Here is a 14148-nt window from a genome sequence, read left to right on the forward strand (position 1 = left end):
TCGAATGTTGCGTATGTGATTTACACGTCGGGTTCGACGGGTCGCCCGAAGGGTGTGCAGGTTCCGCATTCGACGGTGGCGAAGTTGTTCGCGAATACGGAGAGTGTGTACGGGTTCGACGAGTCGGATGTGTGGACGATGTTCCACAGTTATGCGTTCGACTTTTCGGTGTGGGAGCTGTGGGGTCCGCTGCTCTACGGTGGCACGTTGGTTGTGGTCGATTACGTGACGTCGCGTTCGCCGGAGCAGTTCCTGGAATTGCTGGCGCGGGAGCGGGTGACGGTGCTGAATCAGACGCCGTCGGCGTTCTATCAGTTGGCTGAGGCTGATCGGTTGGTATCCGAAGCTGGTGCGGCGCCCGCGTTGTCGTTGCGGTGGGTTGTGTTCGGCGGTGAGGCGCTCGAGCTTCGGCGGTTGTCGGAGTGGTTCGGCCGCCGTGGTGATGTGTCGCCGACGTTGGTGAATATGTACGGCATCACGGAGACGACGGTGCATGTGTCGCATCGTGCTGTGGATGCGGTGATGGCGGCGGGTGCGTCGGCGAGTGTTGTGGGTCAGGCTATTTCGGGTCTGCAGGTGTTCGTGTTGGATCGGCGTTTGGCTCCGGTGCCGGTGGGTGTCGCGGGTGAGATGTATGTCTCGGGTGTGCAGTTGGCTCGGGGTTACCTCGGTCAGTCGGCGTTGACGTCGACTCGTTTTGTGGCGAGTCCGTTCTCTGCTGGTGAGGTGCTGTATCGCACGGGTGACGTCGCCTCGTGGAACGGTGCGGGGGACTTGGAGTATCTGGGTCGCGCGGATGATCAGGTGAAGGTCCGTGGTTTCCGGATCGAGATCGGTGAGATCGAGTCTGCGGTGTTGGCGGATGTGTCGGTGGCGCAGACGGCTGTGGTGGTGCGTGAGGATTCGCCGGGGGATCAGCGTCTGGTGGCGTATGTGGTGCCGGCGATCGGCGCGAGTGTGTCGGTGGACGAGTTGCGTGTGGCTGTCGCGGGTGTGTTGCCGGAGTACATGGTGCCGTCGGCGTTTGTGGTGTTGGATGCGATTCCGTTGACGGTGAACGGGAAGTTGGATCGTCGGGCGTTGCCGGTGCCGTCGTTCGAGGTTGCGGTGTTCCGGGCTCCGGCGTCGGTGGTGGAAGAGGTTGTTGCGCAGACGTTTGCGGATGTTCTGGGTGTAGAGCGTGTGGGCTTGGATGATGATTTCTTTGCGCTTGGTGGCAACTCGTTGGTGGCGACGCAGGTGGTGTCGCGTTTGGGTCAGGCTTTGGATGCTTCTGTGGGTGTGCGGGAGTTGTTCGAGGCGTCGACGGTAGAAGGTTTGGCGGCTCGTTTGGGCTCGCACGTGGGCGGCGGTTCACGCATCGCACTGACTGCGCAGACGCGTCCGGCGCAGGTGCCGCTGTCGTTCGCGCAGCAGCGGATGTGGTTCCTCAACCAGTTGGATACGTCTTCCGCTGCCAGCAACATTCCGATGGCTATCACGCTCACCGGTGAGCTGGATCAGACTGCCTTGTACGACGCCGTCATGGACGTGCTCAAGCGCCATGAGATTCTGCGCACGGTCTACCCCGAGGTTGACGGCACCGGCTACCAGCGGATTCTTCCGGCTGCGGCGGTTCCGGTGAATCTTGCTCCGGTGCAGGTCGATGCGTCCGACATCGTGTCGGCAGTGACCGAATTCTGTTCGGCCGGTTTCGACGTCACCGCTGAGGTTCCGTTGCGGGCCACACTGTTCCAGGTTGGCGACAACAGTTTTGTCTTGGCCATCGTCATCCATCACATCTCCACCGACGGTTTCTCGATGGGACCGTTGACTCGCGATGTGATGAGTGCGTACTACGCGCGGTCAGTAGGAAACACTCCGACGTGGGCGCCGTTGCCGGTGCAGTATGCCGACTATGCGCTGTGGCAGCGGGAGGTCCTCGGATCGGAAGCCGACGCCGAATCTGTTCTGGCTCAGCAAATCGACTACTGGGCGCGCACGCTCGACGGTGTCCCGGATCAGATCACACTGCCCAGCGACCGGGTTCGCCCGGCCGTGTTCACAGGGCGCGGCGCAACACTGAGTTTCCCCGTCTCTGCCGAGACACATCGCGGGCTGCTCGCAGTAGCACGCGATAACCAGGCGTCGCTGTTCATGGTGATGCACTCGGCATTGGCAACGCTGCTCGCACGATTGTCCGGTACCACCGACATTGCCGTCGGTACACCCGTCGCCGGTCGCGGTGAGGCGGAACTCGACGATCTGATCGGCATGTTCGTCAACACCCTGGTGCTGCGTACCGAGGTGGATCCGGGGATGCGTTTCCGCGATCTACTGGCGTCCGCGCGCGAGACCGATCTTGCAGCCTTTGCGCACGGAGACGTGCCGTTCGAGCGGTTGGTCGATGTTCTCGATCCCGTTCGCTCGCAGGCTCACAATCCGTTGTTCCAGGTGGCCTTGGCTTTCCAGAACCTGGGGCAAAGCCAACTGACTCTGCCGGGTCTCGATATTGCAGAGTTCGACATCGCCGAAACCGTTGCCAAGTTCGACCTGCAGTTGACGTTGGTCGAAGCTGTTGACGGTCACGGAATGACGGCGACCTTCACTTACGCGACGGACTTGTTCGACGAGGGGACAGTTGTCTCCTTCGCCGCCCGGTTGACTCGCATTCTCGAAGCGGTTGTCGGGGATGCGAGTCAGCCTGTCGGCGACATCGACATCCTCGAAATACCTGAGCGTCTCGAATTGACCAGTCGTCGAGCTTCTTCGGGTATCTCGCCGAAGCCGTTGGCCGATATCCTGGCCGAGACCGCGTTGCGGTACCCGGGCAATGAGGCACTGCGCTTCGAGGATCGTTCGATGACCTACGCCGAGGTCGACGCGTGGTCGTCGCGGCTTGCCCGTGTTCTGATCGCGCGTGGTTTGGGTGCGGAAGATTTGGTGGCGGTATCGATTCCGCGTTCGATCGAATCGGTTCTGCTCGTGTGGGCGGTGTCCAAGGCGGGTGCGGCTGTGGTTCCGATCGATCCGCATTATCCGGCTGACCGTATCGCGCACATGGTGTCCGACTCGGGTGTCGCAGTAGGTTTGACGCTGGAAGCTGAACTGGCGGGTCTTACGGATACTGTCGAGTGGCTCGCTGTCGACAGTGTGCAGTGTGCGGAACTGATGGCAGCGCAGGACAGTTCGCCGGTGCGTGCCGACGAGCGCGTTCGCCCCGTTTTGCCGGCGCATCCGGCTTGGGTGATTTACACGTCGGGAACGACGGGCTTGCCCAAGGGTGTTGTGGCTACCGGTGCCGGTCTCGCGAGCTTCAGTGCGACGCAGGCACAGCATTACAAGGTCACTCCGAACTCTCGCACCCTGCACTTTGCGTCGCCGAGTTTCGATGCGTCGATGCTCGAGCTGTTCTTGGCTGTGGCGACCGGTGCGGCCATGGTGATTGTGCCGACGTCGGTCTATGGCGGCGACGAGTTGACTGAACTGTTCACGTCGGAGCGTGTCACGCATGCGTTCATCACGCCGGCGGCTTTGGCGTCGATGGATCCGTCGGGTCTTGACGATCTCGCGGTTGTGGGTGTGGGCGGTGAGGCGTATTCGCCGGAGTTGATGGCGAAGTGGGCGGATCAGTCGAATCGTCGTCGGACGTTCCTCAATGTGTACGGGCCGACCGAGACGACGATCGTCACCAATGTCAGTGAGCCGTTGATGCCGGGCGACCGGATGACCATCGGCGGAACCATCGGCGATATGGCGGCGTTCGTGCTCGATACGCGTTTGCAGCCTGTTCCGGTGGGTGTTGCGGGTGAGCTGTATCTTTCGGGTCCGCAGGTTGCTCGTGGTTACCATCGTCGTCCGGGTTTGAGTGCGGATCGTTTTGTGGCGAATCCGCATGGTCTGCCCGGTGAGCGTATGTATCGCACGGGTGATGTTGTGCGTTGGACGGATCAGTTTGCGGTGGAGTATGTGGGCCGCAATGATTTCCAGGTCAAGATTCGTGGTTTCCGTATCGAGCTCGGTGAGATCGATGCGGCGTTGACGGCTCATTCGGCTGTGGAGTTTGCGGCGACGATGGGTACGACCCTGTCATCGGGTGCGACTGCGCTGGTGTCGTATGTGTTCATCGGCAAGGATTCGGCTGTGAGTTCGGCAGAGCTGAGTGAGTTCGTCTCGCGCACTCTGCCCGCGCATATGGTGCCGGCGTCGATCATGGTTTTGTCGGAGATGCCGTTGACCCCGGCGGGCAAGTTGGATCGAAAGGCTTTGCCGGATCCGGTCTTTGAGGTCAAGGAGTTCCGCGCTCCCGCCACGGAGATGGAACGAATCCTCAGCGAGGTCTTCGCGGACGTACTCGGACTTGACCAGATCGGCACCGACGATTCGTTCTTCGCTCAGGGCGGCGACTCGATCATGTCGATTCAGTTGGTTTCGCGCGCCAAGGGACGTGGAATTCTCTTCTCTCCCAAGGACGTGTTCGAGAACAAGACTGTTGCGGCACTGGCGGAGGTCGCTGTATTCGGCTCCGACGCCGACGCGGCCACTGTTCTGTCCGAGATCGAGGGCGGTGGCACCGGTTGGATGCCGCTTACTCCGATTGAGCGATTCATGTTCGAACGTCCCGGTAGCTACCAGCGATTCAACCAGTTGTTGACGCTGGAACTTCCGAAGGGAATCGACCGGACCGGTGTTGTCGAAACATTGACCGCTGTCATCGATCACCACGACATGTTCCGCTCGCGTCTGGTGGAGGATCAGCGCGGTCCGGGTATGAGTGTCTCCGAACCAGGGACTGTCGATGCCGACGCACTGGTACGCCGGGTGTCGGTGGATCCCGCAGTGGCAGAAGCAGAACTGACTGCCATCGCGTCGGGAGCACTCGACGATGCACTCGGTCGATTGAATCCCGCAGCGGGCGTCATGGCGCAGTTCGTCTGGATCGACTTCGGCGACGAGCGCACCGGCCGGTTGATCGTGGCGGCGCACCACCTGATCGTCGACGGCGTCTCCTGGCGAATCATCGTGCCGGACTTGATCTCTGCGTGGGCGCAGCGGTCGGGCGGAACAACGCCCGTGCTCGAACCGACGGGCACGTCCATGCGCACGTGGGCACATTCGTTGGCTGCGGAATCGCGGTCCGACAAGCGACTTGCAGAATTGGCGCGCTGGCGTAAGACACTGTCGACGCCGGACCCGGTTCTCGGCTCACGGGCATTCAACCCGTCCGTCGATGTCGCGGCAACAGTGGCGCGCGTTCGCGTCGAGGTGCCCGCAGATGTCACCGAAACACTCCTGACCACGTTGCCGGAGGTGTTCCGCGGCGGTGCCAACGACGGACTGTTGGCCGGACTGGCTCTGGCGCTGGTGCGTTGGCGTCGTGAACGAGGTATCAGCACCGAAGCAGCATTGCTCCAACTCGAAGGCCACGGCCGCGAAGAAGGCGTAGTTCCGGGAGCAGATCTCTCACGCACAGTCGGTTGGTTCACGGCTGCATTCCCGATCAGCCTCGATCTGGCCGGTATCGACGTCGACGATGCGTTCAACGCCGGAGTCGCGGCAGGACAGTCGATCAAGGCAGTCAAGGAACAGCTGCTCGCCATCCCGGACAAGGGAGTGGGTTACGGACTGCTGCGCTACCTGAACGACGAGACTCGGGCGGAACTCACGAAACGCAGTAGCGGTCAGATCAGCTTCAACTACCTGGGCCGCATTGTGGCGGAGGATATTCCGGCTGCAGCCCAGGAGCTCGGATGGATTCCGGCTCGGGACTTCTCCGAAGTCAGTGCGCCGGAAGACCCGGACATGCCCGCCAACAAGGTCGTCGACATCAATGCCATCGTCAACGACGGAGCCGGCGGAACAGTGCTCGAAGCGTCGTTTGCGTTCCCGAGCGGCCTGCTGGCCGAGGCAGAAGTCCAGGCTCTGGCCGATCTGTGGGTCGAAGCCCTGACGGCCTTGGCGAAGCACGCACGCACCACGGATGCCGGCGGACTCACACCGTCGGACGTGCCGCTGGTAACGCTCACCCAACAGGACCTCGACGGCTTCGAGCAGCGTTTCCCCGCTGTGCAGGACGTGTGGCCGCTCGCACCGCTGCAGTCAGGCCTGCTCTTCCATGCGGTGATGGCCGAGTCGACCGTCGACCTGTACTCGGTGCAGATGGTGCTGTCACTCTCCGGCCGTGTCGACGCAGATCGACTGCACGCTGCCGCGCAGAGCATCGTCGACCGTCATCCGAACCTCCGGACCGCCTTTGTCGTCGACGGAACCGGCACACCTGTGCAGGTTGTTCTCGGCGGAGTTGACGTACCGTGGCGCGAGATCGATCTCAGTGAGATCGCCGATGTAACTGAACGCACTGCCGAGTTGGATCGACTACTCGTCGAGGACCAGGCAACACACTTCGACATGTCCACCCCGCCGTTGATCAAGTTCACGCTGATCAAGCTCGCGGCCAGTGAGTACCGTCTGGTTGTGGCGAACCACCACATCATTCTCGATGGCTGGTCAATGCCGTTGCTGCTCCAGTCGCTTCTGGGTCATTACGCGATGCGCGGGAACATTCCCGCGCAGACGCGGGCACTGAGCTACCGGAACTACCTGGCCTGGCTGGTTCAGCAGGATCGCAGTGTTTCCATGGACGCCTGGGCGCAGGCGCTCGGTGGCGTCGAAGAGCCGACGTTGTTGGCTCCGACCGTCTCCGGCCAGGAGTTCAGTGCGCTGTCGCAGAAGCTGCAGCTCTCGCTCAGCGAATCGGTTACCGCGTCACTCACCGGTTTGGCTTCCCGTTCGGGTGTCACTGCCAACACGATCGTTCAGGCTGCCTGGGCAATCCTGTTGGGACGCTTGACCGGGCGCCAGGACATTGTCTTCGGTGCCACGGTCTCCGGCCGTCCGCCGCAGCTCGACAGCGTCGAGAAGATGGTGGGCCTGTTCATCAACACGCTTCCCGTGCGAGTGCAGTTGGACTTGGCCGAGTCCGTCGAGGCTTTGCTTTCGCGGATTCAGATCGAGCAGGCAGGACTGCTCGATCACCACTACCTCGGACTGACCGACGTACAGAGCGCTGCCGGTGTCGGCGGATTGTTCGACACCTTGGTCATCTTCGAGTCGTACCCGGTCGACCGTGAAGGACTTGCCGCGCAGGCAGAGTTCTTGGACGGGATGATGATCGACGATGTCACGTCCGACGACTCGACCAACTACCCGCTCACTCTCCTGGTGGGTCTGGACGACCAATTGCACGTGACGCTCCGGTACCTGCCGGACTTCTTCGACGAGTCGTACGCTCAGGCTCTGTTGGGCCGCCTCGAAACGTTGCTGACCGAAATCGGCGAAACTCCCACTGTTGCAGTCGGAGACATCGAGATCATGACCGCCGCCGAGCGCAGTCTGGTGCTCGACACGTGGAACGACACTGCTCAGGTGACGGTGGGTGGGTTGTTGTTGGATGGTTTCGATTCGGTGGTGGCGGTGTCTCCGGGGGCGCGGGCTGTGGTGTTCGGTGAGCAGGTGTTGTCGTATGCGGAGTTCGACGTCAAGGTGAACAGGCTTGCGCGGTATCTGATTGGGCTGGGGGTGGGTCCGGAGTCGTTGGTGGGGTTGGCGGTTCGTCGGTCGACGGATTTGTTGGTTGGGTTGTATGCGATTGTGCGTGCGGGTGGGGCGTGGGTGCCTTTGGATCCGGATGCGCCGTCCTCGCGTAATGAGTATGTGTTGGAGACGGCTGATCCGGTGTGTGTGGTGTCGACGGAGCGTGATGGTTTCGTGGCGTCGGGTCGTCGGGTTGTGTGTGTTGATGTTGTTGATGTGTCTGGTTTTTCGGGTGCGCGGGTGTTGGATGTGGATCGGTTGGGGCCGTTGCGTTCGGGGAATGCGGCGTATGTGATTTTCACGTCGGGGTCGACGGGTCGTCCGAAGGGTGTGGCGGTTTCGCATGGGGCGATTGTGAATCAGTTGGAGTGGATGCAGGCGGAATATGCTTTGTCGTCTGCGGATGTGTATTTGCAGAAGACGGCGACGACGTTCGATGTGTCGTTGTGGGGGTTTTTCATGCCGTTGCGGGTGGGGGCGACGTTGGTGGTGGCTTCTCCGGATGGTCATCGGGATCCGGGGTATTTGGCGTCGGTGATTGATGAGCAGGGTGTGTCGGTGACGGATTTTGTTCCGACGATGTTGTCGACGTTTTCGTCGTTGGTGGATCCGGGGTTGTTGGGTTCGTTGCGTGATGTGTTGGTGATTGGTGAGGCGTTGCCGGTGGAGGCGGTGCGGGAGTTTTCGGCGGTGTCGTCGGCGCGGGTTCATAATTTGTATGGTCCGACGGAGGCGGCGGTGTCGTTTACGTTTGCGGATGTGACGGCTGCTGGGTCGGGGTCGGTGGTGTCGATTGGTGTGCCGGAGTGGAATTGCCGGGTGTTTGTGTTGGATTCGCGTTTGCGTCCGGTGCCGGTGGGTGTTGCGGGTGAGTTGTATTTGTCGGGTGTGCAGTTGGCTCGGGGGTATGTGGGTCGGCCGGATTTGAGTGCGGATCGGTTTGTGGCGTCTCCGTTTGGTGTGGGGGAGCGGATGTATCGGTCGGGTGACCTTGTGAGGTGGTCGTCTGATGGGGATCTGGAGTACATCGGTCGTACTGATTTTCAGGTGAAGTTTCGTGGTCAGCGGATTGAGTTGGGGGAGATCGAGGCTGCGTTGGTTGCGCATGGGTCGGTGTTGTCGGCTGCGGTGTTGGTGCGTGGCAGTGTGACGGGTGATCAGTTGGTGGGGTATGTGGTGCCGGCTGTGGGTGCGTCGGTTGATGTGTCGGTGTTGCGGGGGTTTGTGGGGGAGCGGGTTCCGGGTTATATGGTTCCGGCGGCTGTGGTGGTGTTGGATGCTTTTCCGTTGAATTCGTCGGGGAAGTTGGATCGTGGGTTGTTGCCGGAGCCGGTGTTTGAGGCTCGGGTGTTTCGGGCTCCGGTGTCGGTGGTGGAGTTGGTGGTGGCGTCGGCGTTTGTGGGTGTGTTGGGTGTTGATCGGGTGGGGTTGGATGATGATTTCTTTGAGTTGGGCGGCAATTCGCTGATCGCAACTCGAGTTGTCATGCGCATCGCCGAAGAACTCGATTCCGCTGTCCCCGTGCGTCTTCTGTTCGAGGCGTCGACGGTGCAGGAACTGGCAGCTCGCCTCGAAACGCACGTCGGTGAAGGAACTCGCCTGGCGTTGACACCGCAGGATCGGCCGGAAGAAATTCCGCTTTCCCTGGCGCAGCAGCGTATGTGGTTCCTGAACCGATTCGACGGTTCAGCCGGCGCCTACAACATGCCGTTTGCGCTGCGGTTGAGCGGTGACCTCGACCTCGACGCAATGCGCGCCGCGATCCGCGACGTAGTCGCACGTCACGAAACCCTGCGTACCGTGTACCCCGAAACGGATTCGGGACCTGTCCAGGTCATCGAGCCCGTGGGATATACGCCGGTCGAGCTCGACATCGAGAATGTGCCGGAAGCCGAGATCGTCGGCAAGCTGGTCGAATTGGCATCAACCCGATTTGACGTGACAGCTGAAATTCCGCTGCGGATTCGGTTGTTCCAGGTTGCTGCACACGAGTACGTCCTCGCTGTAGTTGTGCACCACATTGCAGCCGACGGTTCGTCGACCACCCCGTTTGCCCGAGACCTTGTCATGGCTTACGCGGCCAGGGCCCAGGGAACGGCGCCGGGTTGGACTCCGCTCGATGTCCAGTACGCCGATTACAGCCTGTGGCAGCGCGAGGTTCTGGGCAGCGAAGACGACGACCAATCGGTTGCCGCCGAGCAGATCGGTTACTGGAGTAAGGCTTTGGCTGGGCTGCCGGATCAGCTTGATCTGCCGACCGACCGTCTGCGTCCGGCCGCACAGTCGTACCGCGGCGGTTACCTCCCCTTCGAGATCGACGCGGAGATCCACCAGGGATTGTCGGCGTTGGCCCGTGCCCACGGAACCACGCTGTTCATGGTGACGCACGCGGCATTTGCAGTCCTGCTGGCTCGGTTGTCCGGTACCGACGACATCGCTGTCGGTACTCCGATCGCCGGTCGTGGTGAGCGGGCGCTGGACGAGTTGATCGGTATGTTCGTCAACACCCTGGTCTTCCGTACACACGTCGACGGCGGCGAGACTTTCACGGAACTGCTTGCCCGCGTACGTGAGAACGATCTGCAGGCGTTCGCTCATGCTGACATTCCGTTCGAGCGATTGGTCGAAGTTCTCAACCCGGCGCGTTCGACTGCCCGCCATCCGCTGTACCAGGTCGGCTTCCTCTTCCAGAACATGGAACAGGCCAGCCTGGAGTTGCCCGGCCTCACGGTCAAGGGGCTCGATATCGACAACGGTGTCGCGCAGTTCGATCTCCAGTTGATCGTCGGCGACAACTACGACGAACGTGGAGTCGCAAAGGGCATTTCGGCTGTCTTCAGTTACGCACACGATCTGTTCGACGAGTCGACTGTCCAGTCGTTCGCCGATCGGTTTATCGCTGTACTGGCCTCGGTTGTCGCGGATCCGTCCGTAGTGGTCGGTGACATCGGACTGCTCGACCCCCTCGAGTCGAATCGTGTTCTGCATGAATGGAATGCAACGGATCACGACACCGATTCCGCTGCGACTCTCGTCGATCTGTTCGACGAGCAGGTGGCGGCTCACAGCGATTCCATTGCACTGGTCCACGGACATGAATCGTTGACCTATGCCGAGTTCGACGACAAGGTCAATCGCCTTGCACGTCATCTGATCGGCCTCGGCGTCGGCCCGGAATCGTTGGTGGCATTGGGAATGCGTCGATCCATCGACCTGGTGATCGGCATGTACGCCGTCGTCAAGGCCGGTGGCGGCTACGTTCCGATCGATCCGGATCATCCAGCTGATCGCACCGCCTACGTACTCGACATGGCAGCGCCGGTGTGTGTACTCAGCACCGAGCGCGACGCCCCGTCTCTGTCGGATATCGACTCCGTTGTTGTTATCGACACTCTCGAGCTGTCCGACGTCTCCGGTGACCCGGTGCGCGCCGACGAGCGGATCGCTCCACTCCGTGCGGCAAATACCGCGTACGTGATCTTCACGTCGGGTTCGACAGGTAAGCCGAAGGGTGTAGCCGTTTCGCACGCCGCGATCGTCAATCAGCTTCTGTGGAAGCGCGATCAGTACGGTCTCGATCAGACCGACGCGATGTTGCTCAAGACAGCGGCGACGTTCGACCTCTCGGTGTGGGAGTTCTGGTCCGCGCTGACCTCCGGTTCACGCCTCGTCATCGCCGACCCGGACGGGCACAAGGATGCCGAGTACATGCTTGCGCTGATGGCGCAGGAGAAGGTGACGACGCTGCACGCAGTGCCGTCGATGCTGGCGATGCTTCACTCTGCGGCCGACGGAAGTCTTCCCCAGTCGCTGAAGCGTGTGTTGGCCATCGGTGAGGCATTGCCGGCGGCAACAGCGAGCGAGTTCCGCAAGGTCTCTGATGCGGCTTTGGTCAACCTGTACGGACCGACCGAGGCGGCCGTGTCCGTGACCGCACACAACGTGGACGGACGCGACATCACGTCGGTCTCGATCGGTGCGCCGGAATGGAACACGCAGGTCTACGTCCTCGACGAGCGTTTGCACCCCGTCCCCGTCGGTGTGACCGGTGAGTTGTACCTGGCCGGAATGCAGTTGGCTCGCGGCTATCACGGCCGAGTCGATCTCACGTCGGAACGCTTTGTCGCCAACACCTTCGGTGAACCCGGCAGCCGTCTGTACCGCACAGGCGACCTCGTCGTCTGGCGCGAAGACGGGGAACTCGAGTACGTCGATCGTGCCGATTTCCAGGTCAAGATCCGTGGTTACCGCATCGAACTCGGTGAGATCGAAGCTGTCCTCCGCAATCAGCCGTCGGTGGAAGCTGCGGTCGTAGTTGCGAAAACCGATCCGCGACTGGGTGATCGACTGGTCGGCTACCTCGTGCCGCCGACAGACGCAAGTATTGATCTCGATGCGGTGAAGTCGGAATTGATTCGTGAATTGCCGAGCTACATGGTTCCGTCGGCCTTGATGGTGCTGAGCGAACTACCGCTCAATATCAACGGCAAGATCGATCGAAAGGCGTTGCCGGAGCCTGAGTTCGAGGCTACGGAATTCCGTGCTCCCAGCAACCCTGTCGAGGAAATCGTCGCTTCGGTGTTTGCCGAGGTCCTCGGTGCTCCGCGCGTTGGGTTGGACGACGACTTCTTCGAACTCGGCGGAAACTCGTTGATTGCAACACAGGTCGTGGCGCGTTTGGGTCAGGCCCTCGATGCACAGATCCCGGTGCGAATCATCTTCGAGGCATCCACCGTCGGTGCACTGGCGTCAAGGGTGCTCGAACATGCCGGCTCCGGTTCGCGTGCGCAGTTGGTGCAGCAGGATCGGCCGTCGCAAATTCCGTTGTCGCTCGCTCAGCAGCGGATGTGGGTGCTCAACCGTCTCGACAGCAGTTCTGCTGCCTACAACATCCCGGTGGCAATTCGGATGTCCGGGGATCTCGACGTGGCAGCGTTGGAGTCGGCGGTATCCGATCTTGTTGCGCGTCACGAGATTCTGAGAACGTTCTACCCCGATCAGGGAGACGGTCCGACACAGTCGATTCAGTCGAAGTCGGCGGTAACCGTCGACATGGCTGTGCTCTACGTCGGTGAGGACACGATCGCAGCCGAGGTTGCGAAGGTTGTCGGCCAAGGCTTCGACGTGACCACGCAGGTTCCGCTGCGGGTACGTCTGTTCCAGATCACGCCTACCGAACACGTCTTGATCGTGGTCGTGCATCACATCAGTGGTGACGCCTTCTCGATGGCCCCGATGATCCGAGACACGATGGTTGCCTACACCGCTCGCACCGGCGGCGCGGCACCGCAATGGGTACCGCTCGAGGTTCAATACGCGGACTACACACTGTGGCAGCGTGACGTCCTCGGTTCCGAAGACGATCCGAACAGTGAACTGTCGACGCAGCTTTTGTACTGGGCGCAGGAACTCGCCGGCGTTCCGGAGCTTCTGGAACTGCCGACGGACCGTCCACGCCCGCCGACACAGTCGATGAAGGGTGCCGACTTCCTGTTCACGCTCGGAACGGAGTCAACGCGTCGTATCGCCGAGATCGCCCGCGAGCAGAACTCGACGGTCTTCATGGTCGTGCACGCGGCGTTCTCGGTGTTGTTGTCCAAGCTCAGCGGCTCGAACGACATCGCAATCGGTACCCCGGTAGCCGGTCGCGGTGAGCGAGTTCTGGACGACTTGGTCGGCATGTTCGTCAACACGCTCGTCCTACGGACACAGGTGACACCGTCCACCACGTTCGTCGACCTACTGCAGCAGGTGAAGGAGAAGGACCTCGCGGCGTTCGGCAATGCGGACGTCCCGTTCGAGCGTCTGGTCGAGCAGGTCGGTCGTGAGCGCTCGCACGCCTACTCGCCGTTGTTCCAGGTGATGCTGACGTTCCAGAACATGGCTCTGGGTACGTTCGCCCTACCGGGTCTCGAACTCTCGGCGGTCGACGACGGATTCGATTCGGCCATGTTCGATCTACAACTGACCGGCATCGAGGAGTTCGACGAGGCCGGACGTCTGTCGGACATCCGGATGCGATTCACCTACGCAACCGATCTGTACGACGCCTCGACCATGGAGGTGTTTGCCGCCAGGCTGCGGGCCGTCGTAGACGCCGTCGCGGCGGATCCGACTGTGGTTCTGCGCACCATCGACATCGTGACGGACACGGAGCGGGCACTGATCGAGGCTGCTGAGCCGAAGACGGTCGAGGACCTCCCGGATCTCGCGGCGGCCGCCGCAGCGGCGGATCCGACCGCGGTGGCATTCACCCACGGGGAGCACACCGTCACCTTCACGCAGCTGGCAGAAAAGCTGGCCACTACCAAGGCGACCATGGGCGCCGTTCTGGGCGCCGACGCACAGGCGTCGGTGTCGCTGAACGGTCTGGCTCCGGGTATTCTGCCGGCGCTCGGCGCTGACGGAATTGCCTCGTTGGTGAGTTCTCTCATCACTGATGCGCAGATCACATCAGAGAAAGACACCGGCGCGATTGGGTAATATGAAGCATTTGCCCAGTGGAGAGCATCGAGACGGCACCCGTGGTGCCGGATCGACGCCTTCCGTCTGTTGTCAGTTCGTCCGGTTTCAGTT

Annotated in this window: 1 protein-coding gene; it reads left to right on the plus strand. The window is 61.4% G+C overall.

Going from position 1 to position 14148, the window contains the following annotated elements; genetic code table 11:
- The coding region (locus MTX36_RS16575) for a non-ribosomal peptide synthetase (RefSeq protein WP_279394720.1) at nucleotides 1-14055 on the plus strand (14055 nt) is incomplete at its 5' end.
- Between the last annotated feature and the right edge of the window lie 93 nt (nucleotides 14056-14148).

The organism is Rhodococcus sp. ARC_M6 (assembly GCF_022810305.1).
Classification (GTDB): Bacteria; Actinomycetota; Actinomycetes; order Mycobacteriales; family Mycobacteriaceae; genus Rhodococcus_F.